Consider the following 25,995-nt stretch of genomic DNA (forward strand, 5'->3'; position numbering starts at 1 on the left):
ACAAAAAACCCGGCCTCGGCCGGGTCTTTCATATGCGGCTGCAGTTCAGGGAGCCACGGCCACCAGGCTGGCGCTCTGTACCAGTTCCAGCAATGGTTGCGGGTACACGCCGAGTACGAAGGCGAGCAGGGCGACGAACAGCAGCATGATGCCGCCGGTACGCTGGCCCCAGTTGAACGGTGCGTCGTGGCGCTTGAGGTTCGGTTCGGCCAGGAACATGGTGACCATCACCCGCAGGTAGTAATACACGCCGATGGCGCTACCCAGGATCATGGTGCCCAGCAGCAGCCATTGCTGCGATTCCACACCGGCGGCGACCACGTAGAACTTGCCAATGAAGCCTGCGGTCAGCGGGATGCCGGCCAGGGACAGCATCATCACGGTCAGCACAGCGGTTAGGTACGGGCGGCGCCAGAACAGACCGCGGTACTCGTACAGGGCGTCGGCGTCGCGGCCGCTGTACGGTGTGGACATCAGGGTGATCACGCCGAATGCGCCCAGGCTGGTCAGCACGTAGGTGGCCAGGTACACGCCGATGGCTTCCACGGCCAGGCCCTTGCTGGCGATCAGTGCGATCAGCAGGTAGCCGAAGTGGGCGATCGACGAGTAGCCGAGCAGACGCTTGAGGTTGCTTTGCAGCAGCGCCAGCAGGTTACCGAACAGGATCGAGGCGATGGCCAGTACGGTCAGCAGCTCGTTCAGCCAACCGCCAGCGGTGACCGGCGAGATCTGGTACAGGCGCAGCAGTACGGCGAACACTGCCACCTTGCTGGCGGTGGCCAGGAAGGCAGCGACCGGCGCCGGGGCGCCTTCGTAGACGTCCGGAGTCCACAGGTGGAATGGCACCAGCGACAGCTTGAAGGCCAGGCCGATCAGCATCATGCCGAAGCCGACCTGGGCGATCAGGCTCGGCAGGCCGTCGGCGGCCAGCTTGGCACCGATGCCGGCGAAGCTCAGGCTGCCGGATTCGGCGTAGAGCAGGGCCATGCCGAACAGCAGGAACGCGCTACCGGCGGCAGACAGCACCATGTACTTGATGCCGGCTTCCAGCGAACGCTTGTTGAAGAAGGCGTAGGCGATCATGCCGTAGGTCGGTACCGACAGCAGTTCCAGGCCGATGAACAGGCCGGCCAGATGCTGCGCGCTGACCAGCACCAGGCCGCCAGCGGCGGACAGCAGGATCAGCAGGTACAACTCTTCACGGTTGCCCGGGTAGCCCTGCTTGCCCGATTCGCCGCCCAGGTAGGCGTGGACCAGGGTGGTACAGGCTAGCGTCGCGGCCAGCACCAGCGCCATGTAGTAGCAGGCGAACTTGTCGATCAGCAGCAGCGGGGTGACCTGCAGCGGCGTCACGCCCACGGCGGGAATCACCGACAGCAGGGCCAGGTTTAGGCCCAGCACCGAGAGGATGAAGGCCATGGCATGGTTGCGCTTCCAGGCGATGGCCAGCATCACCACGACGATGGTGGTGCAGGTGACCAGCAGCGGCAGCAGCGCGATGAAGTGTTGAGTCGTCAGTTCCATAGCGCTTGATTACCGGACCGAGGCGAGTTGAGTGAAGGCACCGCTGAACCACTGCTGCACGCCGTGCATGCTGGCAGCGGAGGTGTCGAGCACCGGTTGCGGGTAGACACCGAGCAGGATCAGCAATACGGCCAGGCCCAGCACCATGTACAGCTCGCGGGACTTGAGGGCTTCCAGCGGCGCTTCCGACTTGGCCGGGCCGAAGTAGGCGCGGTGGATCATCGCTAGCGAGTAGACCGAACCCAGCACCAGGCCGCAGGCGGCCAGGACCACGACCCACGGAGCGGCCGGGAAGCTGCCGATCAGGATCAGGAATTCGCCAACGAAGTTGCCGGTACCCGGCAGACCGAGGGCGGCGGCGGCGAAGAACAGGCTCACCGCAGGCAGCCACGGCAGGCGCGCCCAGATGCCGCCCATCTCGCGCATGTCGCGGGTGTGCAGGCGCTCGTAGAGCTGGCCGCAGAGGATGAACAGTGCTGCGGCGGACAGGCCGTGGGCCATCATCTGCACCACTGCGCCCTGCAGGGCGATGTGGCTGCCGGAGTAGATGGCGATCAGCACGAAGCCCATGTGCGAGACGCTGGAGTAGGCCACCAGGCGCTTGATGTCGGTCTGGGCGAACGACAGCAGGGCACCGTAGCCGATGGCGAACACGCCGAGCCACATGGCGATCGGCGCGAACTCGGCTGAGGCATTGGGGAACAGCGGCAGGGCGAAGCGCATCAGGCCGTAGGCGGCAGTCTTCAGCAGGATACCGGCGAGGTCCACGGAGCCGGCGGTCGGCGCCTGGGCGTGGGCATCCGGCAGCCAGGAGTGCACCGGTACCACCGGGAACTTCACGGCGAAGGCGGCGAAGAAGCCGAGCATCAGCAGGTACTCGGTACCGGCTGGCAGGTCGGTCTTCAGCAGGTCCGCGTAGTTGAAGGTCAGCACACCGGTGGTGTTGTAGTTGATCAGCACCAGGGCGAGGATCGCCACCAGCATGATCAGGCCGCTGGCCTGGGTGAAGATGAAGAACTTGGTGGCGGCGTTGATCCGCGAGTGACCCTTGCTGCCGCTATGACCCCAGAGCGCGATGAGGAAGTACATCGGCACCAGCATCGTTTCCCAGAAGAAGAAGAACAGGAACAGGTCGATGGCGAGGAATACGCCGACCACACCGCCGAGGATCCACATCAGATTGAGGTGGAAGAAGCCGACGCGGTTCTGGATCTCGTTCCACGAGCACAGCACGGACAGTACGCCGAGCAGGCCGGTGAGGCAGATCATCAGGATCGACAGGCCGTCGAGGCCGAGGTGGATGCTGATGCCGAGACGCTCGATCCACTGGACCTTGAACTCAGCGGCCCAGACCGGATCGGCGCCGGGTGCCGGGGCCAGGCTGAAGTCGGCCGTGGCCCACAGCCACAGGCCGAGGCCGAACAGCAGACCCATGGTCAGCAGGGCGATCCAGCGCGGCAGGGTGTTGCCGAAGCGCTCGCACTGCCAGCACAGCAGGCCGCCGATGAAGGGGATCAGGATTAGCCAGGGCAGGATCATGACGGGCTATTTTCCTTAATTCAGAAACAGGAGGACGGCGAGCACGAGCACCGCGCCCCCGGCGATGGAGGTGGCGTACCAGCGCACCTGGCCGGTCTGGGCACGAGCCAGCAGGCCGTTGCCACTACGCACCACGCGCGGTACCAGGCTGATGCTCTGGTCGATCGGGTCACGACCGAGCAGGCGGCAGATCAGCAGGTAGGGCTGCACGAACAGCTTGTCGTAGAGCCAGTCGAAGCCCCAGGCGGCGAACCACCAGGCCGACAGGAAGCGGCCCGGCGCGCTGGCGGCAACGGCGCTGGCGAAGCGGCGCTGGCCGAGGAACAGCAGAGCGGCGAGGAGGATGCCGGCCAGGGCGATGGCGCCCGAGGCGATCTCCAGACCGTGTTTGGCCTCACCACCGGCATGGCCGATGCTCTGCGGCAGCACACCGTGCAGCGGCGGGGTGATCAGCGCGCCGACGAAGGTCGACAGCACAATCAGGGTGGCCAGCGGCAGGTTGTGGGCGATGCCGTGGCCGGCATGGGCCTCGGTCTTCTGTTCGCCGTGGAAGGCGATGAAGATCAGGCGGAAGGTGTAGATCGAGGTCAGGAAGGCACCGGCCAGACCTGCGTACAGCAGTTCGCTGTGGCCGCTGGCGAAGGCTTCCCAGAGGATCTCGTCCTTCGAGTAGAAGCCCGCGGTGACAAGCGGCAGCGCCGCCAGGGCCGCGCCGCCGACGATGAAGCTCGCGTAGGCCAGCGGCAGTTTCTTCCACAGGCCGCCCATCTTGAAGATGTTCTGCTCGTGGTGGCAGGCGTGGATCACCGCACCGGACGCGAGGAACAGTAGCGCTTTGAAGAAGGCGTGAGTCATCAGGTGGAAGATCGCCGCGTCCCAGGCCTGTACGCCGAGGGCGAGGAACATGTAGCCGATCTGGCTCATGGTCGAGTAGGCGAGGATACGCTTGATGTCGGTCTGCACCAGGGCGGCGAAGCCGGCCAGCACCAGGGTCACGGCGCCGACGATGCCGACCAGCTCGAGAATCTCCGGGGTCAGCAGGAACAGGCCGTGGGTACGGGCGATCAGGTACACGCCCGCGGTCACCATGGTGGCGGCGTGGATCAGCGCGGAGACCGGAGTCGGGCCTGCCATCGCGTCGGCCAACCAGGTCTGCAGCGGCAGCTGGGCAGATTTGCCCACGGCGCCGCCGAGCAGCATCAGGGTGGCGACCCACAGCCAGGTATCACCGGCCACGTACTTCTGCGGTGCCAGCACCATCAGCTCCTGGATGTTCAGGGTGCCGAGGTTGAGGAACAGCAGGAACAGACCGATCATCAGGAACACGTCACCGATACGGGTGACGATGAACGCCTTGAGCGCAGCGTTACCGTTGGGCACGTGCTTGTAGTAGAAGCCGATCAGCAGGTACGAGCACAGACCCACGCCTTCCCAGCCGAAGAACAGCACCAGCAGGTTGTCGCCGAGAACCAGCAGCAACATGCTGAAGATGAACAGGTTGGTGTAGGCGAAGAAACGCGAGTAGCCCTCTTCACCACGCATGTACCAGCTGGCGAACAGGTGGATCAGGAAGCCGACACCGGTGACCACGCCGAGCATGGTGGCCGACAGGCCATCCAGGTGCAGGGTGAAGCTCGGCGCCAGGCCTTCAACGTTCATCCATTGCCACAGCGTCTGGGTGTAGACGCCGCCGGCCGGAGGGGTGCTGAGGAACTGGAAAACGGCCCAGGCGGCGCTCAGCGCGGCCAGGCCGACCGAGCCGACGCCGATCACGGCAGCGGTGTTTTCCGAGATGCGTCCGCGGGAGAAGGCCAGCAGGAACCAGCCGAGCAGCGGGAAGAGGAGGGTGAGGAATAGAAGGTTCATCCGCGCATCTCGCTAGCAGCGTCGACATCGAGGGTGTTGAAGCGGCGATACAGCTGCAGCAGGATCGCCAGGCCGATGCTGGCCTCGGCGGCTGCCAGGGTGATCACCAGAATGAACATCACCTGGCCGTCGGGCTGCACCCAGCGGCTGCCGGCGACGACGAAGGCGAGGGCGGTGGCGTTCATCATCACTTCCAGGCTCATCAGCACGAAGAGGATGTTGCGGCGCACCATCAGGCCGATCAGACCCAGGCTGAACAGCACGGCGGCGAGGGCCAGGCCGTGTTCCAGAGGAACGGCATTCATACGGTCGGCTCCTTGGCTTCGTGGCGGCCCAGGTGGTAGGCGGCGACCAGGGCGGCGAGCAGCAGCATGGAGGCCAGCTCGACTACCAGCAGGTAGGGGCCGAACAGGCTGATGCCAACGGCCTTGGCGTCCACGGTCTCAAGACCGATGGCGGCGCCGCTCGGGCTGGCGAACAGGGCGTACAGCAACTGACCCAGCAGCAGCAGGGAGAGAATGGCGGGACCGGTCCAGATGCCGGGTTTCAGCCATTGTTTTTCCTGCTCGGAAGCAGCTGGGCCGAGGTTGAGCATCATCACCACGAAGACGAACAGCACCATGATGGCGCCGGCGTAGACGATGATCTCGAGGGCGCCGGCGAATGGCGCACCCAGAGCGAAGAAGGTCGAGGCCACGGCCAGCAGCGAGACGATCAGGTTGAGCAGGGCATGCACCGGGTTGGTCCCGGTAATGACCATCACTGTAGAAGCCACGGCAACGCCCGCGGCGAGGTAGAAAGCAAACTCCATCATCCTCTCCTTAGGGCAGCAGGCCTTTGACGTTGATCGGTTCGGCCTCGTTCTGCGCAGCGCCTTTCGGCTTGCCGGCGATGGCCATGCCGGCGACGCGGTAGAAGTTGTAGTCCGGGTTCTTGCCGGGGCCGCTGATCAGCAGGTCTTCCTTCTCGTACACCAGATCCTGACGCTTGAACTCACCCATCTCGAAGTCCGGGGTGAGCTGGATCGCGGTGGTCGGGCAGGCTTCTTCGCACAGGCCGCAGAAGATGCAGCGCGAGAAGTTGATGCGGAAGAACTCCGGGTACCAGCGACCATCGTCGGTCTCGGCCTTCTGCAGAGAGATGCAACCGACCGGGCAGGCCACGGCGCACAGGTTGCACGCTACGCAGCGCTCCTCGCCGTCGGGATCGCGGGTCAGGACGATGCGGCCACGGTAGCGCGGCGGCAGGTAAACCGGTTCTTCCGGGTATTGCAGGGTGTCGCGCTTGCGGAAGCCGTGGCCGAAGACCATGACCAGGCTGCGCAGTTGGGTACCGGTGCCAACCACCACGTCCCATATGTACTTGAGCATTGCGGGTTTCTCCTTACTGGGCCGAGGCCAGCACGAGCGCGCCGGTCACCAGCAGGTTGATCAGAGTCAGCGGCAGGCAGAACTTCCAGCTGAACGCCATGACCTGGTCATACCGCGGGCGCGGGATCGATGCGCGCAGCAGTATGAAGATCATGATGAAGAAGCAGGTCTTGGCCGCGAACCAGATGAACGGGATCTGCGGCAGGATGCCGAACGGACCGTGCCAGCCGCCGAAGAACAGGGTCACCAGCAGAGCCGAGATGGTCACGATGCCGATGTACTCGCCGACGAAGAACATGCCCCATTTCATGCCGGCATATTCGATGTGGTAACCGTCGGCCAGCTCCTGCTCCGCTTCCGGTTGGTCGAATGGGTGACGGTGCGTCACGGCGACGCCGGCGATGAAGAAGGTACAGAAGCCGAAGAACTGCGGAATGATGAACCACAGGTTTTCGGCCTGGTAGTCGACGATGTCGCGCATGTTGAACGAGCCGACCTGGGCGACGATACCCATCAGCGCCAGGGCCAGGAACACCTCGTAGGAGATGGTCTGGGCCGAGGCACGCAGGCTGCCGAGCAGGGCGAACTTGTTGTTGCTCGACCAGCCGGCGAACAGCACGGCGTACACCGAAAGACCGGCCATGGCGAAGAAGAACAGGATGCCGATGTTCAGGTCCGCCACGCCCCAGGTCGGGGTGACCGGGATGATGGCGAAGGCCATCAGCATGGCGGCGAAGGCGATCATCGGCGCCAGCATGAAGATGAACTTGTCGGCGAACGGCGGCGTCCAGTCTTCCTTGAAGAACATCTTCAGCATGTCCGCAGCGATCTGGAACATACCGAACGGGCCGACGCGGTTCGGACCGTAACGGTCCTGCCACCAGCCCAGCAGACGGCGTTCGACGAAGCTCAGCAGCGCGCCGCAGACCACCACCACCAGCAGGATGACGATGGCCTTGAGGACGGCGATGAAGACGTTGAGCAGTTCGGGCGTCAGCCAGCTCATTGCGCGGCCTCCTGCAGTCCGGTGGCTGTCGCGCCGGCGACGGCGGCCGGGATACCGGCGAAGCCGGCCGGCAGGCCGACCAGGCCCAGGGCCAGGTCTTCGCTGACTTTCACCGGCAGGCGCAGGACCTGGCCGGCGACGGTCAGGCTGATCAGCGCGCCGTCGTTGACGCCCAGGCGATCGGCTTCGGCCTTGGCCAGGGCAACGTAGGCGGGCTGGATGCGTTCCTGCACCGGGGCGGCGCGGGAGGAGTTCTCCTCGCTGCCGAACAGGTGGTGGAACGGCACGACCTGCCAGGAGCCCTGAGCCGGAGCGAAGGCGCCCGGCACGGCGAACCAGGCCAGGGTCTTGCCCTGCGACTCGATCAGGCGCACGCCAGGGTCACCGGCGCGCAGATGGCCACCGACTTCGTCCTGGAACTTGTTCCAGGCCTGCGGCGAGTTCCAGCCCGGCGACCAGGCGAACGGAATCTGCTGACGGTCTTCCTTGCTGCCCGAATAGCCTTCCATGGAGAAGGCGAAGGCGGAGTCTTGATCCTGCGGCTGACGGGGCTCGTGCACGCTGATATTGGCGCGCATGGCGGTACGGCCGCTGTAACGCAGCGGCTCACGTGCAAGCTTCAGGCCCTTGATGCGGAACGAGGCGTTTGGCGCGGCGTCGGTGATCGCGGCCAGCACGGAGCTGCTGGCGGCGACGGCGGCGGTGACCTGGTCCAGCTGGGTCCAGTCCACGGCCTTGCCCTGCAGGGTGCTGTGCAGCGCGTGCATCCAGCGCCAGCCTTCGCGCACGAGGATATTGCTGTCGTAGTAGCTCGGCTCGAATACCTGGAAGAAGCGCTGGGCGCGGCCTTCCTGGCTGACCAGGGTGCCATCGCCTTCGGCGAAGCTGGCGGCGGACAGCACCAGGTTGGCCTTGGCGGTGGTAGCGGTCTGCTGGTGGTCGGCGACGATCACCGCCTTGGCGGCGGCCAGCGCGGCATCGACCTTGGCGGCGTCGGCGCGGCGGTACAGGTCGTTTTCCAGCACGATCACGGCGTCGGTTTGGCCTGCGCTCAGAGCTTCCAGCGCGGCGTCTACCGATTCACCACCAAACAGGGCCAGGCCCATGCTGTTGGCTTCCGGCACCACCAGGCTGATGGAAGCGTTCTTCTCGCGGTTCTTCAGGGCCTGGGCGATGTTCGCTGCGGCCTCGACGATGCTCTTCTCGCCCAGCGAGGCGCCGCTGACGATCAGCGGGCGCTTGCCGGCCAGCAGGGCGTCGGCGATCAGTTGCACCAGCTCGGCGGCCTCGTCGTCCAGGCCGATGACGGCCGGGGCGCTCGGGTCGATGGCGTGGGCCACGGCGAAGCCGATGCGCGCCAGGTCGGCGGGAGCTGCGTGCACGCAGGCTTCGGCGACGTCGTCGAGGCGGGTGGCGTCGACGCTGGCAATGAACAGCGGATGCAGGGCGTCTTGGGCCACGTTCTGTACGGCGGCCATATGCCAGTCCTGGATCTTCATCGAGGCGGCAATCTCGGTGGCCTTGCCCTTGACCGACTGGCGCAGGGCCAGGGCGACGCGCGCGGCGGTCTGGGTCAGGTCTTCACCGAGGACGAACACGGCGTCGTGATCTTCGATCTCGCGGATCGACGGCACCGGCAGCGGGCCGTTCTGCAGCACGTCGCGGATCAGGCGGATATTTTCCAGCTCGCGGGCGCCGATGCCACTGTAGAAGTTGGCTTCGCCGACCAGCTCGCGCAGGGCGTAGTTGCCTTCCAGGCTGGCACGCGGCGAGCCGATGCCGATCACGCGCTTGCCCTTGAGCAGCTCGGCGGCTTTGTCCAGCGCAGCGTCGATGCCCAGCTTGGCTTCGCCGAAGAGCGGCTGGCGTGGGCGGTCTTCGCGGTTGGTGTAGCCGTAGCCGAAGCGGCCGCGGTCACACAGGAAGTAGTGGTTCACCGAGCCGTTGAAGCGGTTCTCGATGCGGCGGATCTCGCCATAGCGCTCACCGGGGCTAATGTTGCAGCCGCTGGAGCAGCCATGGCAGATGCTCGGGGCGAACTGCATGTCCCACTTGCGGTTGTAGCGCTCGGAGTGGGTCTTGTCGGTGAACACACCGGTCGGGCAGACCTCGGTGAGGTTGCCGGAGAACTCGCTCTCCAGCACGCCGTCCTCGACGCGACCGAAGTACACGTTGTCGTGCGCGCCGTAGACGCCCAGGTCGGTGCCGCCGGCGTAGTCCTTGTAGTAGCGCACGCAGCGGTAGCAGGCGATGCAGCGGTTCATCTCGTGGGAGATGAACGGGCCGAGCTGCTGGTTCTGGTGGGTGCGCTTGGTGAAGCGGTACCGGCGCTGGTTGTGGCCGGTCATCACCGTCATGTCCTGCAGGTGGCAGTGACCGCCTTCCTCGCACACCGGGCAGTCGTGCGGGTGGTTGGTCATCAGCCACTCGACGACGCTGGCGCGGAAGGCCTTGGACTCTTCGTCGTCGATGCTGATCCAGGTGTTGTCGGTCGCTGGCGTCATGCAGGACATGACGATGCGGCCGCGCTTGTCGTTTTCATCGGTGTACTGCTTCACCGCGCATTGGCGGCAGGCGCCGACGCTACCGAGCGCCGGGTGCCAGCAGAAGTAGGGGATGTCGAGCCCGAGAGACAGACAGGCCTGCAGCAGGTTGTCCGCCCCATCGACTTCGAAATCTTTGCCGTCTACGTGGATAGTGGCCATGGTTCAGGTTTCTTCTTTACCCGCCGAAGCAGGCTTGGCTAATGGAATCACGGTTGCTTCGCGGCCTTGGCCGCGAGGCCAATGCTTCAGGCCGGCGCGAACTGCGCGGCGGCCGGTGCCGGAATGGCCGAGCTGGATACGCCAGCCTCGAACTCCGGACGGAAATACTTGATCGCACTACCCAGCGGTTCGACGGCGCCCGGTGCATGGGCGCAGAAGGTCTTGCCGGGGCCGAGGAAGTTGACCAGGCCGAGCAGGGTATCGATGTCCTGCTGGGTGCCTTGCTTGCGTTCCAGGGCGCGGAGGATTTTCACGCTCCACGGCAGACCGTCGCGGCACGGAGTACACCAGCCGCACGATTCGCGGGCGAAGAACTCTTCCATGTTGCGCAGCAGCGAGACCATGTTGACCGAGTCGTCCACGGCCAGGGCCAGACCGGTACCCATACGGGTGCCGACCTTGGCGATGCCGCCGGCGAACATGGCCGCGTCCAGGTGCTCGGGCAGCAGGAAGCCGGTGCCGGCACCGCCGGGCTGCCAGCATTTCAGCTTGTAGCCGTCACGCATGCCGCAGGCGTAGTCCTCGAACAGCTCGCGGGCCGGGATGCCGAACGGCAGCTCCCACAGGCCGGGGTTCTTCACCTTGCCGGAGAAGCCCATGAGCTTGGTGCCCATGTCTTCGCTGCCCGGACGGGCCAGGGTCTTGTACCAGTCCACGCCGTTGGCGACGATCGCCGGCACGTTGCACAGGGTCTCGACGTTGTTCACGCAGGTCGGCTTGCCCCACACGCCGACAGCAGCGGGGAAGGGCGGCTTGGAGCGCGGGTTGGCACGGCGGCCTTCCAGGGAGTTGATCAGTGCGGTTTCTTCACCGCAGATGTAGCGACCGGCGCCGGTGTGGACGAACAGCTCGAAATCGAAGCCGCTGCCGAGGATGTTCTTGCCCAGCAGGCCGGCGGCCTTGGCTTCATCGATGGCGCGGTTCAGGTTGGCTGCCGCGTCGACGTACTCGCCGCGCAGGAAGATGTAGCCGCGGTAGGCCTTGAGCGCGCGCGCGGAGATCAGCATGCCTTCCACCAGCAGGTGCGGCAGCTGCTCCATGAGCATGCGGTCCTTCCAGGTGTTCGGCTCCATTTCGTCCGCGTTGCACAGCAGGTAGCGGATGTTCATGGATTCGTCGGCCGGCATCAGGCCCCACTTCACGCCGGTGGGGAAGCCCGCACCGCCGCGGCCCTTGAGGCCGGAATCCTTGACCGTCTGCACGATGTCGGCCTGAGCCATTTCGCTCAGGGCCTTGCGCGCGGCGGCGTAGCCGTTCTTCGCCTGGTATTCCTCCAGCCATACCGGCTGGGCGTCGTCACGCAGGCGCCAGGTCAGCGGATGGGTTTCCTCGGTGCGGGCGATGCTGTTGATCGGGCCGATGGAGGTAAGGGTCTTGGCACTCATGCGTAGGACTCCAGCAGCTGGGCGATGCCGTTGGCATCGAGGTTGCCGTAGGTGTCGTCGTCGATCATCACCGCCGGGGCCTTGTCGCAGTTACCCAGGCAGCACACCGGCAGCAGGGTGAAGCGGCCGTCGGCGGTGGTTTGGCCGGGGACGATGCCGAGCTTGTCCTTGAGGCTGCCGAGCAGGTTCTCGTGGCCGCCGATGAAGCAGGTCATGCTGTCGCACACGCGGATCACGTGGCGGCCGACCGGCACGCGGAAGATCTGGCTGTAGAAAGTGGCCACGCCCTCGACGTCGCTGGCAGGGATGCCGAGGATGTCGGCGATGGCGTAGATGGCGCCGTCCGGCACCCAGCCGCGCTGCTTCTGCACGATCTTCAGGGCTTCGATGGACGCCGCGCGCGGGTCCTCGTAGTGGTGCATTTCGTGTTCGATGGCATCGTACTCGGCCTGGCTGAGTTCGAAGCGGTCGGTTTGGATCAGGTCAGTCTGGCTCATGTGATTAACGGTCCACGTCGGCCATAACGAAGTCGATGCTACCCAGGTAGGCGATCAGGTCCGCGATCATGCTGCCGCGGATCACCGAAGGGATCTGCTGCAGGTGCGGGAAGCTGGGCGTCCGGATGCGCGTGCGGTAGCTCATGGTGCTGCCGTCGCTCGTCAGGTAATAGCTGTTGATGCCCTTGGTCGCCTCGATCATCTGGAAGCTTTCGTTGGCCGGCATGACCGGGCCCCACGAGACTTGCAGGAAGTGAGTGATCAGGGTCTCGATGTGCTGCAGGGTGCGCTCTTTCGGCGGCGGCGTGGTCAGCGGGTGATCCGCCTTGTACGGGCCTTCCGGCATGTTGCGCAGGCACTGGTCAATGATGCGGATGCTCTGGCGCATCTCTTCGACGCGGACCATGCAGCGGTCGTAGGCGTCGCCGTTATGGGCCAGCGGCACTTCGAACTCGAAGTTCTCGTAGCCGGAGTAAGGACGTGCCTTGCGCAGGTCGAAGTCCAGGCCGGTGGAACGCAGGCCGGCGCCGGTGACGCCCCATTCCAGCGCTTCCTTGGTGTTGTACTGGGCAACGCCGATGGTACGACCCTTGAGGATGCTGTTCTGCAGGGCAGCCTTGGTGTACTCGTCGAGGCGCTTGGGCAGCCAGTCGACGAATTCCTTGACCAGTTTGTCCCAGCCGCGCGGCAGGTCGTGGGCGACGCCGCCAATGCGGTACCAGGCCGGGTGCAGGCGGAAGCCGGTGATGGCCTCGATCACCTTGTAGGCGCGCTGGCGGTCGGTGAAGGTGAAGAACACCGGGGTCATGGCGCCGACGTCCTGGATATAGGTACCCAGGAACAGCAGGTGGCTGGTGATGCGGAAGAACTCGGCGAGCATTACGCGAATGAAGTCGACGCGGTCCGGTACCTTGATCCCGGCCAGCTTCTCGACCGACAGGACGTAGGGCAGGTTGTTCATCACCCCGCCGAGGTAGTCGATGCGGTCGGTGTAGGGGATGAAGCTGTGCCAGGACTGGCGCTCGGCCATCTTTTCGGCACCACGGTGGTGGTAGCCGATGTCCGGGACGCAGTCGATGATCTCTTCACCGTCCAGCTGCAGGATGATGCGGAACGCACCGTGCGCGGATGGGTGGTTCGGGCCGAGGTTGAGGAACATGTAGTCCTCGTGCTCGCCCTGACGCTTCATGCCCCAGTCTTCCGGCTTGAAGCGCGCGGCTTCTTCTTCCAGCTGCTGCTTGGCCAGGGTCAGGCTGAACGGATCGAATTCGGTGGCGCGCGCCGGGTAGTCCTTGCGCAGCGGGTGACCTTCCCAGGTCGGCGGCATCATGATGCGGGTCAGGTGCGGGTGGCCCTGGAAGGTGATGCCGTACAGGTCCCAGACTTCACGCTCGTACCAGTTGGCGTTGGGCCAGATACCGGTGACGGTGGGGACGTTGAGATCGCCTTCTTTGAGGGCGACCTTGATCATGATGTCGCTGTTACGCTCGACCGACATCAGGTGGTAGAACACGGTGAAGTCGGCGCCCGGCAGGCCGCGGCGCTGGGTGCGCAGACGCTCGTCGACGCCATGCAGGTCGTACAGCATGACGTAGGGGCGCGGCAGGTTGCGCAGGAAGGTCAGCACGTTGATCAGGCGATCGCGGGCGACCCACAGCACCGGCATGCCGGTACGGGTGCTCTGGACGGTGAAGGTCTCGGCACCGAAACGGGAGTTCAGCTCGACAACCACGTCCTGGTCGTCTGCCTTGTACGGTGGAACGGACAGAATGCTGTCAGTCATGTCTTTAGTCGCTATCGGCGGTATTCGGCGTCAGTGAGCGGGCCTGGGGCCGGCTCACACTTCGTCGGGGCTGCGCAGGTTGGTTACAGCGATGCGTTGTTCGCGGCGCTGTTCCTTCTGCGAAGGCATTTCGGCACGGTAGATGCCTTGGTCGCCAACAACCCAGGATAGCGGGCGACGCTCCTGGCCGATGGATTCTTGCAGCAGCATCAGGCCTTGCAGGAATGCTTCGGGGCGGGGCGGGCAGCCGGGAATATAGACGTCCACCGGGAGGAATTTGTCGACACCCTGGACCACCGAGTAGATGTCGTACATGCCGCCGGAGTTCGCACAGGAGCCCATGGAGATGACCCATTTAGGCTCCAGCATTTGCTCATAGAGACGCTGGATGACAGGCGCCATCTTGATGAAGCAAGTGCCAGCGATGACCATGAAATCGGCCTGGCGCGGGGATGCACGAATCACTTCCGCACCGAAGCGGGCAATGTCGTGAGGCGCGGTGAAGGCCGTGGTCATTTCCACGTAGCAGCAGGACAGACCGAAGTTGTACGGCCACAGGGAGTTCTTGCGACCCCAGTTCACCGCACCGTTGAGAACATCTTCGAGCTTACCCATGAAGATGTTCTTGTGGACCTCATCCTCTAGCAGTGGATCGGCTACGGTCTCCCGCTGGCCGATCGGATACTGCTCGTTGGGAGCATCCGGATCGATCCGAGTAAGTTTGTATTGCATCGCCAAAGCCTCATTGTTTTAGCTTCGCCTGCCGATTACGACGGCCTTCGGGCGCCCAGTCGAGCGCGCCTATACGCCAAAGATAGACAAGACCAGCCAACAGAATTGCTATGAAAACTGTAGCCTCGATCAGGCCGGCCCAGCCGCTTTGGCGTACCGAGACTGCCCAAGCGAAGAGATAGAGGGCTTCAACGTCGAAGATCACGAAGAGCATCGCGACCAGATAGAATTTTGCCGAAAAGCGTAGCCGGGCATTACCGACCGGCAACATGCCTGACTCGAAGGGGTCATTCTTGCTGCGGCCCCAGGCCTTGCTACCGAGCAGGCTGGACAGACCAAGCATGAAGGCGATCAGCCCGAAGACTCCGAGCAGGAATACAGCGAAGGCCCAGTTATGGGACATGGTCGATACCGCATCAGGCATGCCGGAGCTCCTTGGGTAAAGGGGCGGCTTTTTAATAATGGTAGAGCAACCTGGTAGGGCTGCCCTGCTGAGTTATGACGGCAATTTTATGCGCGCAGGGCGCGTTAAGTAAATTTTTCCGAATAAAAAAGTGCACGCTGAGAAGCCGCAATTTTCCTCTTTATAGTCGCTATGCCCCGATTGGCGCGGCCTGCATGGATACTTGCTCCTTTGGTCTTATGTGGGCAGGTGGCGCCTTTATGCAAAAAATTGTCGGTAATTGTTTACAGTGAGTCGCATTCATTAGGTGAAAAAGTGCTCAGTCAGCGCTTGTGTGATTCGGAAACTATTGGCGGCGATTCAGATAGTCGTGCGATGTGAGTCGGCTGTCCACGACGAAAATCAATGCGGCGCCGCGCAATGTGGTGATGGCTAGGTCTCGATCAGCGTCGGCCAGTACCGGGCAGCTGTAGCCGCGCCCGGCCACACCGTGGCGTCGCACGAAATCCTCTTCCATGTAATCGCGAGCGTGCAGCACGATGGCGCGCCGCTCGGCATTGGCATTGCTGTCGCTCAGCCCCAGCAGACGCATGGATAATCCTTGGCCGGCTTTACTGACTATACACAGCGCTGGTGCGAAACACGCCCAGCGAGCTGGCGCGGCTGCCTTCGGCATAGGCGAAGGAGTCGACGCAGTCTTGTTCGGGATTGGAGTCGCGCCGTGGGTTGCCCGGTAACTGCTCACCAAGCGCAGGCTGCCGCGCTCGAACAGAAGGAGGCGTGTGTCGTCGTAGTCGACCACGGCGAACTGCGGGTGCCGATCGTCCTACAACTGTTCGAGGATGTCTTGGCCGTAGCGACGGGGAGCAGGTACAGCAGATCGTCGGCGGCTGTGCCTGAGCGGCCGATTGTGACGCTTCAATCAATGGGATGCGGTCTTGGTATGCAGAGTGGCGGCTTATGGCAAGGCCGAAAACGACGAAGCCCCGGCATTACTGCCGGGGCTTCGTCTGATAACACCTGCGGCCAGGCCGCAGAGCCGGTTCCTATTAGTGGAACTGGTTCATGGTGTTGTCTTTACCGCCTGCTTTCAGGGCAGCTTCACCAGCGAAGTACTCTTTGTGAGCGTCGCCGATGTCGGAGCCGGACATGTTCTGGTGCTTAACGCAGGCGATACCCTGACGGATTTCCTGACGCTGAACGCCTTTCACGTAGGCCAGCATGCCTTGGTCTGCGAAGTAACCTTTGGCCAGGTTGTCGGTGGACAGCGCGGCGGTGTGGTAGGTCGGCAGGGTGATCAGGTGGTGGAAGATACCAGCCTGAGCGGAGGCGTCGCGCTGGAAGGTGCGAATCTTCTCGTCGGCAACTTGGGCCAGTTCGGTTTCGTCGTACTCGGCGCTCATCAGTTTGGCGCGGTCGTAGGCGGAAACGTCTTTGCCTTCGGCAGCGAAAGCGTCGAACGCTTGCTGACGGAAGTTCAGGGTCCAGTTGAAGGACGGGCTGTTGTTGTAGACCAGCTTGGCGTTCGGGATAACCTTGCGGATCTCGTCAACCATGCCTTTGATCTGGCCAACGTGCGGCTTCTCGGTTTCGATCCACAGCATGTCGGCGCCGTTCTGCAGCGAGGTGATGCTGTCCAGTACGCAACGAGCTTCGCCGGTGCCAGCGCGGAACTGGAACAGGTTGGAGGCCAGACGCTTCGGACGCAGCAGTTTGCCACCACGGTTGATCACGACGTCGCCGTTGCCCAGGTCGGCAGCGGAGATTTCTTCGCAATCCAGGAAGGAGTTGTACTGGTCGCCCAGGTCGCCCGGCTCGTTGGTAACAGCGATCTGCTTGGTCAGGCCAGCACCCAGGGAGTCGGTACGAGCAACGATCACGCCGTTGTCGATGCCCAGTTCCAGGAAGGCGTAGCGAACGGCGTTGATCTTGGCCAGGAAGTCAACGTGCGGAACGGTCACTTTACCGTCTTGGTGGCCACACTGCTTCTCGTCGGAAACCTGGTTCTCGATCTGGATGCAGCAAGCACCGGCTTCGATCATTTTCTTGGCCAGCAGGTAGGTAGCTTCGGCGTTACCGAAACCAGCGTCGATGTCGGCGATGATCGGGACAACGTGAGTTTCGTGGTTGTCGATCTGAGCCTGGATTTCAGCAGCTTTGGCGTTGTCGCCAGCAGCGCGAGCGGAGTCCAGGGCGGTGAACAGCAGGTCCAGCTCACGGGCGTCAGCCTGGCGCAGGAAGGTGTACAGCTCTTCGATCAGGCCGGAAACCGAGGTTTTCTCGTGCATGGACTGGTCCGGCAGCGGGCCGAAGTCCGAACGCAGAGCAGCAACCATCCAGCCAGACAGGTAGAGATAGCGCTTGTTGGTGGTCTTCAGGTGCTTCTTGATCGAGATCAGCTTCTGCTGACCGATGAAGCCGTGCCAGCAGCCCAGGGACTGGGTGTATACGGACGAGTCGGCGTCGTACTCGGCCATGTCTTTGCGCATGATGTCAGCGGTGAACTGAGCGATTTCCAGACCGGTTTTGAAGCGGTTCTGGGCGCGCATACGAGCAACGTATTCCGGGTTGATCGCGCTCCAGCTGCTGCCTGCGGCTTCTTTCAGGGCGGCAACGGCTTTGATGTCGTTTTGATAAGCTGACATGGTCAATCCTTCAAAGTATGAGTTTGGTTGAGCACCGACTTCCCACCCAAAACCAACGTGCAAACAAAGCTTGCAGTGTTGCGGGCGACACAGGACGTACTTCGAGATATTGACGGGGACGAGAGTGTTGCGGAGAGGAGGAGAGGACGAAACGAGACAGTTCGAGGGAACAGATTCGCGGCTTGCCGGCTCGTGGAAACCGTTGGGCGATGCGGCTCTGGTCAAACGATCTGGCTAATAACGCTAAGGCTTCCCCGTCCCTCAGGACAACTTACGTTCCAGTCGCAACCTCGTTGAAACGCCTTGTGGGCTGTTAGAACACGGATCGACCCGAATGGTGTTACGGGATCAATCTGGAGGCCCTGAATCAGGACCTCTGGCTAGCGGGAGCGGCGCCATCATGCGCTTTCAAACGCGCGTTCGTCAACGATTTTGTAGTGCTTTTTTTATGAGACTACATGGTCAGGCGATAGACCTTAGTCGAGTGCCTCGACACGAATGCGCATGCTCATATCGTTGGCGCCGCGTGTGGACTGCTGGCGCAGAAAGCCCGAATCGTCATTGCGAGTCTCGCCGCTGATGCCGCCCAGCGGAAGCCATTCACCAAGTCGGCCACTGACTCGTGTATCGGTGCTCTGGGTGTCTATTACGCCTGGCTGATACTGGTTCACCCGGTCGTTATTGCTGCTGATGCTGACGTGGACCATGTCTCCGGTGATGCTGGCGGTGACATAGAAGCCCTGGGTGACATTGCGGTACTGGGTGTTCTGGTAGACCTGGCCGTAGGGGCCGACGCTGGTGTTGGTTAGTGGCACGCTCTGGCCGACCTGGATCAGCGCCGGATAGCCCTCTGTAGCCTGAATCTGCTGGGTGCCGCCGCTGCGGCTGTTGGTGGAGCGGCGGATAACGCGTACTTGGTCGCGGCCATGCACTTCACCGCGCCCCGCAATTACCTCGGTGTTTCCGGCGCTGGCGCTGCCATCGACCCGGTAGCCGTCGCGGTCCTGAAAGCTGCTCTCGTTGGTGTCAACGCTGATCAGTAGCCGCCGCGGTGCGGTGTCCAGTTGCTGCAGCAGATCGCGCACTTCCTGGATCTTCTCCGGGGACGCGTTGATCACCAGTTGGTTGCCGTAGGGACTGACCTTGCCCTGGCCGTCCAGTGCCGATTGCACCACCGGAAGCACATCTTCGGCGGTGCGGTAGTTGAGCTGGATCAGCTCGGTGGCGGCCTGCAGCGGCAGGCTGAAGCCGAACAACAGGGCGAGCAGGCAGGCACGCAGGTTCATAGCAGGATGCTCCGCAGATCGGGGTCGGAAATACTGATGTCCCAGGCCTGATCGAACTGTGCCTGGCGCTGGCGTACGCGGCCGGGGTCGTTGTACAGCGCATAGCCGGCGTACTGCTCCGGCGCCTCGCGCAGCAGCAGGCCGCGATCGTCGGCCAGCAGGTAGGCGCTTTCGTCGCTGGGGTGGTCGGGATTGATCCTGCGGATATGCAGGTTGCTGGTGATGCGTCGTGCCAGGTTGAGCAAGCGATGGCCCTGGCGCACCGGCTTGCCGACATCGCGCACGAGGATGCGCAAGCGATTCTTCGGGCTGGCCAACAGGAAGCGCGTACAGGCCTCCTGCACGCTGCTGTGGCTGTAGAGCCAGGCTTCCAGGTCCGGGCTGTATAGGCTCAGGCTCTGGCGTGCCTGCAGCAGCAGGGCCAGGGCGTGAGCCTGGGCTTGTTCCGGGCGGGTGAAGCGTTCGAGGTGCGGGTGCTGGCCGAGCAGGAAGGGTGCCGGCTCGCGTGCCTCCGTGGTCAGCGCCGGAAACGTGTCCGGGTTGCGCACGGAAAAACGCCCCGGCGACTGGAAATCGATGGCCGGAAGCTCTGGCTCGTTTTCGTCGATCGGGGCGTTTTCTTCGCTCATGCTTGGATCCTAGTCGCTATGGCGCACCATCATTACGTGAGGGATGCCTGCTTCGAGGTACTCGTCGCCCTCGATGCAGAAGCCCAGGCGCTCATAGAAGGAGGCGGCGTGGACCTGGGCGCTGAGTCTCTGTTCGCGCTGGCCTCGCTCTTCGGCGGCCTCGATGGCGGCGCGCATCAGTGCGTCGCCCACCTTCAGGCCGCGCCAGTCCTTGAGTACCGAAACGCGACCGATCTGGCCGTCCGCCAGCAGGCGAGCGGTGCCGATCGGGTAGTCGCCCTCGCAGGCGAGGAAGTGCACGGCCTCGATGTCTTCGTCATCCCATTCGAGTTCGGCTGGCACCGCCTGTTCCGCGATGAACACTGCCTCGCGGATGCGCCGCAGGTCGGCGTTGTCCTTCTGCCAGTGGGCGAGGCGGACGTGGATATCACTCATCAGCAAACTCCAAACTTCCCTGCTGGACCAGTTCACGCACCAGTGTACGCCCGTCATCGTCGGCCAACCAAGGCGCCAGGTTGTCGCTGTGCAGGGCGTCAGCGGCGCATACCAGGCGCAGCAGCTCCTTGAGGTGAGCCGGCAGCAGGCGGCTCTGCCCGCTGGCGAACAGCACAAGGCCGACGTCCACTTCGCTCCACGCCAGGCGTGCGCTGGGATTGCGCACCAGTACCGCACCGTCTCCCAGGGCGGCGAGGAAATCTTCCTCCTCGATCTCCGGCCCGGTGACCAATTCGGGGTAACGTGGCTCTGTCATGAACTGGCCGAACCAGGTCAGCAGCAGGCGCTGGTCACTCATGTGCTCGGTCAGCAGCGCCTTGAGGCGGTCGAGGGCGTCCTGCTGGATCTGGTGCGGGTCACTGATCGGGGCCATGCCTGCATCGCTGTAGCGATCTTCGTCCGGTAGGAACTGGGCGAGGAAGTCGGTGAAGTGGGTCAGTACCTCGGCGGCGCTGGGGGCGCGGAAACCAACCGAATAGGTCATGCAGTCGTTTTCGGCGATGCCGTAGTGGGCCAGGCGCGGCGGCAGATAGAGCATGTCGCCTGGCTCCAGTACCCACTCGTCGGTCTGCTCGAAGTCGGCCAGGATGCGCAGATCAGCGTGCTGCAGCAGAGGGCTGTCGGCGTCGCACATCTGGCCGATCTTCCAGCGGCGCTGGCCTTCGGCCTGCAGCAGGAATACGTCGTAGTTGTCGAAGTGCGGGCCGACGCTGCCGCCGGGTGCGGCGAAGCTGATCATCAGGTCGTCGATACGCCAGCTGGGTAGGAAACCGAAGTCCTTGAGCACTTCGGCCACTTCCGGCACGAACTGGTCGACGGCCTGCACCAGCAGGGTCCAGTCGCGCTCTGGAAGCTGGCTGAAGGCGTCTTCGGCGAACGGGCCGCGACGCAGCTCCCACGGGTGCGCGCCGTGCTCCAGGACCAGGCGCGATTCGACCTCCTCTTCGAGGGCCAGGCCGGCCAGCTCGTCGCCGGTGATCGGGCTTTCGAAGCCGGGGATGGCCTGACGGACCAGCAGGGGCTTCTGTTGCCAGTAGTCGCGCAGGAACTCGCGAGGAGTGAGGCCGCCCAGCAGCTGCAGAGGAGTATCAGGATTCATGGCTAAGCCCTTGAAAGAGATGAAATGGCTAAAACAAAAACGCCCGGCTCAGCCGGGCGTTGAGGAGGCTGGTGGCGCTCAGATGCGCTTGGCCTGGGCGATGGCGTTGCCGATGTAGCTCGCCGGGGTGAGCTGCTTGAGCTCCTCCTTGGCGGCGGCCGGCATGTCCAGGCCATCGATGAAGGCGAGCAGCGCCTCCGGGGTGATGCCCTTGCCGCGGGTCAGCTCCTTGAGCTTCTCGTAGGGGTTCTCGATGGCGTAGCGGCGCATCACGGTCTGGATCGGCTCGGCGAGGACTTCCCAGCAGGCGTCCAGGTCGGCGGCAATGCGCGCTTCGTTCAGCTCCAGCTTGCCGATGCCCTTGAGGCTGGCTTCGTAGGCGATGACGCTGTGGGCGAAGCCGACGCCGAGGTTGCGCAGTACGGTGGAGTCGGTCAGGTCGCGCTGCCAGCGGGAGATCGGCAGCTTGCTGGCCAGGTGCTGGAAGATCGCGTTGGCAATACCCAGGTTGCCTTCGGAGTTCTCGAAGTCGATCGGGTTGACCTTGTGCGGCATGGTCGAGGAGCCGATTTCACCGGCCACGGTCTTCTGCTTGAAGTAGCCGAGGGAGATGTAGCCCCAGACGTCGCGGTCGAAGTCGATGAGGATGGTGTTGAAGCGGGCGATGGCGTCGAACAGTTCGGCGATGTAGTCGTGCGGCTCGATCTGCGTGGTGTAGGGGTTGAACTGCAAACCCAGGTCGCCCTCGATGAACTGCTTGGCGTTGGCTTCCCAGTCGATCTGCGGGTAGGCGGACAGGTGGGCGTTGTAGTTGCCTACGGCGCCGTTGATCTTGCCCAGCAGCGGTACGGCGGCTACCTGAGCGATCTGGCGCTCCAGGCGGTAGACGACGTTGGCCAGTTCCTTGCCGAGGGTGGTCGGCGAAGCCGGCTGGCCGTGGGTGCGCGACAGCATCGGCACGCCAGCGAACTTGACGGCCAGCTCGCGGATGGCGCTAGCGATCTGCTTCATCAACGGCAGCAGCACGCTGTCGCGCCCTTCACGCAGCATCAGGGCGTGGGACAGGTTGTTGATGTCTTCGCTGGTGCAGGCGAAGTGAATGAACTCGCTGACGGCGGCCAGTTCCGGCAGCTTGGCGGCCTGCTCCTTGAGCAGGTACTCCACGGCTTTGACGTCGTGGTTGGTGGTGCGCTCGATCTCTTTCACGCGCTCGGCGTGTTCGATGGCGAAGTTCTCGGCCAGCTCGTCGAGCAGGGCGTTGGCTTCGGCGGAGAAGGGCGCTACTTCGGCGACGCCTTCATGGGCGGCCAGGCGTTGCAGCCAACGGACTTCGACCATCACGCGGAAACGGATCAGGCCGTATTCGCTGAAGATCGGGCGCAGGGAGCTGGTTTTGCTGGCGTAGCGGCCATCGACGGGGGAAACCGCGGTGAGCGAGGAGAGCTGCATGGAGGCGTTCTCGGACAGGTCGGTCAACGAAAAGGGCGCACATCATACACGAAATCGCCCCGGCCGCCCGCTCGGCTAGCGCGCGCTTGGTCGGCGGGCGATGGCCAGCAGGCTGGAGGTGAAGATCAGCGCAGCTCCTATAAGCGAGGCGAGGTCGGGCATTTCACCCCAACGCAGCCAGGCGACAATGCCCGCGAAGACGATGGCCAGGTAGGCGAAGGGGCCGATGAGGCCAGGTGGTGCCAGCCCATAGGCCTTGGACATGACGATCTGGCTGACGGTGGCGAGCAGGCCGATAACCAGTAGCAGGCCTAGCTGGTGCTGGTCCAGTGGCTGCCAGGCCCAGCTCAGCGGCACGGCGGAGAACAGTGCGCTGAACAGCGAGAAGTAGAAGACGATGCGGAACGCCGGCTCGGTGTCGCTCATCTCGCGGATGGAGACGAAGGCGAAGGCGGCCAGAATGCTGGCGGCCAGGCCGACAAGGGCCAGGACATCGAATAGAGCCTCGCTGGGCTTGGCCACTAGAAGCACGCCAATCAGGCCGATGGCGCTGGTGATCAGCATGCGCTTGGTCAATGGTTCCTTGAGCAGCCACCAGGCCAGCACTGGGGTGAATACCGGCGCCGAGTAGGTGAAGAGCATGGCGTCGGCCAGTGGTAGATGGGCGATGGCGTAGAAGAAGCAGTACATGGCCAGCAGGCCATAGATGGTGCGCCACAGATGGGCCTTCAGACGGCCTGTTTTGAGCGGGCGCGGGCCCTTCACTAGCAGCAAAGGTAGGAAGAACAGCACGCCGACCAGGCTGCGGAAGAACACCACTGTCTCGTTGTTGACGCCGCCGGAGACCTCGCGGATGCCCACGCCCATCAGCGAGAAGAGCAGGGCGGAGAGTGCCAGAAGCAGGGCGCCCTGTACCGGTTTCACGCTGCGGCTGGGAATGTTCACGTCAGCTCCGCAGCAGCGGGTAGAGTTCCTTGAGCAGCTTGCCACGGCTGAACACCAGTTGCCAGCGGTGGCCGCCAAGCTGGCGCCACAGGCGCGCCGAGCGGATGCCGGTGAGCAGCAGGGCGCGTACCTTGGAGGCGACTGCCGGCTGCTGCAGGTAGCGCATGTCGCCGTGCACCTGGATGCGTTGGCGGAAGGTGCTGATGGTGTCCTGGTACAGTCCGCCGCAGGCGGCCACCACGTTGTCGTGGGTCAGGCCAAAATGCTCGACTTGGCCTTGGATCTGGTCCAGTCGGTTGCCGACGGTCTGCAGCATGTCGTCACGCTTGGCCAGTTGGCGCTCCAGGCCGAGCAGGGCCAGGGCGTAGCGCAGCGGCTCGCGCTGCAAGCTGGTCGGGTTGCGCTCCAGGGTGCTGACCAGGGCCTTGTAGCCTTCGCGCAGGTTGAGGTCGTCGCCGCCATAGACTTCCAGTGTGCTCTTCGGATCGCGCACCAGCAGGCTGCCGAGCAGGCAGCCGAGTTGGGCATCGCTGATCTGGCCGGTGCGGGCCAGTTTGTCGACCAGGCTGGCGGCCTGGAATACGGCGGAGAGGGCGATCAGCTGTTCCTGGATCGGGCTCATGCGCTCGGGGCTCCTTCTGCGCAGGGCTCGGCAATTTCGATCACGCCGCCGCCGAGGCAGATTTCACCGTCGTAGAACACCACGGACTGGCCGGGGGTGACAGCGCGCTGTGGCTCGTCGAACACGGCGCGGTAGCCGTGCTCGGTCTTCTCCAGAGTGCAGGTCTGGTCGGCCTGGCGGTAGCGCACCTTGGCAGTGAGGCGGCGCGGGCTGGACAGGTCGATGGGGTTGACCCAGTAGATGTCCGAGGCGAGCAGGGCGCGGGAGAACAGCCAGGGATGGTCGTTGCCCTGGCCGACGATCAGCACGTTGCGCTTCAGGTCCTTGTGCAGTACGTACCAGGGTTCATCACCGGCATTCTTCATGCCGCCGATGCCCAGGCCCTGGCGCTGACCGATGGTGTGGTACATCAGGCCGACGTGGCGGCCGATCACCTCGCCTTCGGTGGTCTCGATGTCGCCCGGCTGGGCCGGCAGGTACTGCTTGAGGAAGTCGCTGAAGCGGCGCTCGCCGATAAAGCAGATGCCGGTCGAGTCCTTCTTCTTGGCCGTGGCCAGGTCGTACTTCTCGGCGATGGCGCGCACCTGCGGCTTCTCCAGTTCGCCGACCGGGAACAGGGTGCGGCCGATCTGCTCGCCGCCGACGGCGTGCAGGAAGTAGCTCTGGTCCTTGTTCGGGTCGAGGCCCTTGAGCAGTTCGCTGCGGCCGTCGACATCGCGGCGACGTACATAGTGGCCGGTGGCGATCAGGTCGGCTCCCAGGCTCAGTGCGTAGTCGAGGAAGGCTTTGAACTTGATCTCGCGGTTGCACAGGATGTCCGGGTTCGGCGTGCGTCCGGCCTTGTATTCGGCGAGGAAGTGCTCGAACACATTGTCCCAGTATTCCGCCGCGAAGTTGGCGGTGTGCAGCTTGATGCCGATGCGGTCGCACACGGCCTGTGCATCGGCCAGGTCGTCCATGGCGGTGCAGTATTCGGTGCCGTCGTCCTCTTCCCAGTTCTTCATGAACAGACCTTCCACCTGATAGCCCTGCTCAAGCAGCAGGAGGGCGGAAACGGAAGAGTCGACGCCGCCGGACATGCCGACGATGACTCGGGTATTGGCTGGTTCGCGCATGGGAATTCGAAGAGGGCTGACTGCAGAAAGGGGGCGATTCTATCAGGAGCGGGCGGCGCGCGGCGAATCAGGCCGGACCGCGATCGGCCAGGTCGCGGATCAGGCTCAGGGAATGGCGTTCGCCGGCCAGGTAGTCGTCGATGCAGCGCAGCACCAGTTCGCTGCGCCAGCGCTCGGGCTGGGCGGCCAGCTCTTCGCGGGTCAGCCATTGCGGGCCGATGATGCCTTCGTCCAGTGGCGAATCCGGCAGGTGGCGCAGCGGTCTGGCGGCAAAGCACACGCGCTGGTAGGTCACGCCATTGCTGGGGGCGGTGTAGAGGTAGATGCCGGTGACGGCAGTCAGCTCGACCTGCCAGCCGGTTTCTTCCAGTGTCTCGCGCAAAGCCGCCTCGATCAGACTTTCGTCGGCTTCCAGATGGCCGGCAGGCTGGTTAAATACAGCCTGGCCGCCGGCCAGTTCCTCGACCAGCAGAAAGCGACCCTGGTCCTCGACGACGGTGGCGACTGTCACATGGGGGGTAAAGCGCATTGCGGGAACCTCTGAGAATCGGCTGGTCAACAGTCGGCTGAGACCGGAGTCAAAGCAATCTGGAGCCAAGCTGCTAGGATTGAAAGCGCCCTTGTGGGGTGCTCTGTAGCGCTTCTGTAGTTTGACTACAAGAATGGCGCTGGGCCAGGATTTAAGCAGTCTAGGCTGTCACCAGGCTGTCAGTAAATGTCGAAAAGTGCGTGACTTTCTGTAGAAAAACTACAAGAATGCGGCACCTTTCCGCGACCCAAGTATCGTCCGTCGCGCCACCCGCTCGGCGGATTGTCAGACCACGAAAACAAACGGAGTCC

General features: G+C 63.7%; 24 protein-coding genes. All 24 read right to left on the minus strand.

What is annotated here, in order from left to right; all coding sequences use genetic code 11:
* Window positions 1-45 precede the first annotated feature (45 nt).
* The 24 genes from nuoN to IB234_RS15800 all read right to left on the minus strand — a co-directional run bounded on the left by nuoN (window position 46) and on the right by IB234_RS15800 (window position 25,684).
* Window positions 46-1,524, minus strand: a complete 1,479-nt coding sequence (gene nuoN, locus IB234_RS15685) for an NADH-quinone oxidoreductase subunit NuoN (RefSeq protein WP_192319508.1) — start codon at window positions 1,522-1,524, stop codon at window positions 46-48.
* Between the two features lie 9 nt (window positions 1,525-1,533).
* Window positions 1,534-3,063, minus strand: coding sequence for an NADH-quinone oxidoreductase subunit M (gene nuoM / locus IB234_RS15690; RefSeq protein WP_192319510.1), 1,530 nt, complete (start codon window positions 3,061-3,063; stop codon window positions 1,534-1,536).
* Window positions 3,064-3,078: 15 nt separating this feature from the next.
* A complete protein-coding gene (gene nuoL, locus IB234_RS15695; RefSeq protein WP_192319512.1) occupies window positions 3,079-4,929 on the minus strand; it encodes an NADH-quinone oxidoreductase subunit L in 1,851 nt (616 codons plus the stop codon).
* A complete protein-coding gene (nuoK, locus tag IB234_RS15700; protein ID WP_192319514.1) occupies window positions 4,926-5,234 on the minus strand; it encodes an NADH-quinone oxidoreductase subunit NuoK in 309 nt (102 codons plus the stop codon). Before nuoK ends, nuoL begins: the two co-directional genes overlap by 4 nt.
* The gene (gene nuoJ, locus IB234_RS15705) at window positions 5,231-5,740 is read right to left on the minus strand and encodes an NADH-quinone oxidoreductase subunit J (RefSeq protein WP_192319516.1); all 510 of its coding nucleotides are present in this window, start codon (window positions 5,738-5,740) and stop codon (window positions 5,231-5,233) included. Before nuoJ ends, nuoK begins: the two co-directional genes overlap by 4 nt.
* A 10-nt stretch (window positions 5,741-5,750) precedes the next feature.
* Window positions 5,751-6,299, minus strand: coding sequence for an NADH-quinone oxidoreductase subunit NuoI (gene nuoI, locus IB234_RS15710; RefSeq protein WP_192319519.1), 549 nt, complete (start codon window positions 6,297-6,299; stop codon window positions 5,751-5,753).
* A gap of 13 nt (window positions 6,300-6,312) precedes the next feature.
* On the minus strand, window positions 6,313-7,305 hold the full coding sequence (nuoH, locus tag IB234_RS15715; RefSeq protein ID WP_192319521.1) for an NADH-quinone oxidoreductase subunit NuoH: 993 nt from the start codon (window positions 7,303-7,305) through the stop codon (window positions 6,313-6,315).
* On the minus strand, window positions 7,302-10,010 hold the full coding sequence (gene nuoG / locus IB234_RS15720; protein ID WP_192319524.1) for an NADH-quinone oxidoreductase subunit NuoG: 2,709 nt from the start codon (window positions 10,008-10,010) through the stop codon (window positions 7,302-7,304). The genes nuoH and nuoG overlap by 4 nt, the downstream gene beginning before the upstream one ends.
* Before the next feature lie 86 nt (window positions 10,011-10,096).
* Window positions 10,097-11,455, minus strand: coding sequence for an NADH-quinone oxidoreductase subunit NuoF (gene nuoF, locus IB234_RS15725; RefSeq protein ID WP_192319526.1), 1,359 nt, complete (start codon window positions 11,453-11,455; stop codon window positions 10,097-10,099).
* Entirely contained in the window at window positions 11,452-11,952 is a 501-nt protein-coding gene (gene nuoE / locus IB234_RS15730; protein WP_043311295.1) for an NADH-quinone oxidoreductase subunit NuoE, read from the minus strand. The genes nuoF and nuoE overlap by 4 nt, the downstream gene beginning before the upstream one ends.
* 4 nt (window positions 11,953-11,956) lie before the next feature.
* Window positions 11,957-13,735, minus strand: a complete 1,779-nt coding sequence (gene nuoC / locus IB234_RS15735; protein ID WP_192319528.1) for an NADH-quinone oxidoreductase subunit C/D — start codon at window positions 13,733-13,735, stop codon at window positions 11,957-11,959.
* 54 nt (window positions 13,736-13,789) lie between these two features.
* A complete protein-coding gene (locus IB234_RS15740; RefSeq protein ID WP_192319530.1) occupies window positions 13,790-14,467 on the minus strand; it encodes a NuoB/complex I 20 kDa subunit family protein in 678 nt (225 codons plus the stop codon).
* 10 nt (window positions 14,468-14,477) lie between these two features.
* The gene (locus tag IB234_RS15745) at window positions 14,478-14,891 is read right to left on the minus strand and encodes an NADH-quinone oxidoreductase subunit A (RefSeq protein WP_192319532.1); all 414 of its coding nucleotides are present in this window, start codon (window positions 14,889-14,891) and stop codon (window positions 14,478-14,480) included.
* A gap of 325 nt (window positions 14,892-15,216) precedes the next feature.
* On the minus strand, window positions 15,217-15,546 hold the full coding sequence (locus IB234_RS15750; RefSeq protein WP_225580649.1) for a murein L,D-transpeptidase catalytic domain-containing protein: 330 nt from the start codon (window positions 15,544-15,546) through the stop codon (window positions 15,217-15,219).
* A gap of 373 nt (window positions 15,547-15,919) precedes the next feature.
* Window positions 15,920-17,515: an isocitrate lyase gene (locus tag IB234_RS15755; RefSeq protein ID WP_192319536.1), complete on the minus strand. Its 1,596-nt coding sequence runs from the start codon at window positions 17,513-17,515 to the stop codon at window positions 15,920-15,922.
* 476 nt (window positions 17,516-17,991) lie between these two features.
* Window positions 17,992-18,801 (minus strand): secretin N-terminal domain-containing protein, encoded by an 810-nt coding sequence (locus tag IB234_RS15760; protein ID WP_192319538.1) that lies wholly within the window; start codon window positions 18,799-18,801, stop codon window positions 17,992-17,994.
* A complete protein-coding gene (locus IB234_RS15765; protein ID WP_192319540.1) occupies window positions 18,798-19,430 on the minus strand; it encodes a histone acetyltransferase HPA2 in 633 nt (210 codons plus the stop codon). Before IB234_RS15765 ends, IB234_RS15760 begins: the two co-directional genes overlap by 4 nt.
* A 9-nt stretch (window positions 19,431-19,439) precedes the next feature.
* Window positions 19,440-19,865 carry a GNAT family N-acetyltransferase gene (locus tag IB234_RS15770; protein ID WP_192319542.1) on the minus strand — a complete coding sequence of 142 codons (426 nt, stop codon included), beginning with the start codon at window positions 19,863-19,865 and terminating at the stop codon, window positions 19,440-19,442.
* Window positions 19,858-21,024 (minus strand): cupin domain-containing protein, encoded by a 1,167-nt coding sequence (locus IB234_RS15775; protein WP_192319544.1) that lies wholly within the window; start codon window positions 21,022-21,024, stop codon window positions 19,858-19,860. The genes IB234_RS15770 and IB234_RS15775 overlap by 8 nt, the downstream gene beginning before the upstream one ends.
* 78 nt (window positions 21,025-21,102) lie before the next feature.
* The gene (purB, locus tag IB234_RS15780) at window positions 21,103-22,473 is read right to left on the minus strand and encodes an adenylosuccinate lyase (RefSeq protein ID WP_192319546.1); all 1,371 of its coding nucleotides are present in this window, start codon (window positions 22,471-22,473) and stop codon (window positions 21,103-21,105) included.
* A gap of 75 nt (window positions 22,474-22,548) precedes the next feature.
* Window positions 22,549-23,418 carry a DMT family transporter gene (locus IB234_RS15785; protein ID WP_192319548.1) on the minus strand — a complete coding sequence of 290 codons (870 nt, stop codon included), beginning with the start codon at window positions 23,416-23,418 and terminating at the stop codon, window positions 22,549-22,551.
* Between the two features lies 1 nt (window position 23,419).
* The gene (gene hflD / locus IB234_RS15790; protein ID WP_192319550.1) at window positions 23,420-24,040 is read right to left on the minus strand and encodes a high frequency lysogenization protein HflD; all 621 of its coding nucleotides are present in this window, start codon (window positions 24,038-24,040) and stop codon (window positions 23,420-23,422) included.
* A complete protein-coding gene (gene mnmA, locus IB234_RS15795; RefSeq protein WP_192319552.1) occupies window positions 24,037-25,155 on the minus strand; it encodes a tRNA 2-thiouridine(34) synthase MnmA in 1,119 nt (372 codons plus the stop codon). Before mnmA ends, hflD begins: the two co-directional genes overlap by 4 nt.
* A 67-nt stretch (window positions 25,156-25,222) precedes the next feature.
* Complete coding sequence (locus IB234_RS15800) at window positions 25,223-25,684, minus strand: NUDIX hydrolase (protein WP_192319554.1); 462 nt, start codon at window positions 25,682-25,684, stop codon at window positions 25,223-25,225.
* Window positions 25,685-25,995 lie beyond the last annotated feature (311 nt).

This window comes from Pseudomonas sp. PDM16, from assembly GCF_014851865.1.
Lineage (GTDB): Bacteria > Pseudomonadota > Gammaproteobacteria > Pseudomonadales > Pseudomonadaceae > Aquipseudomonas.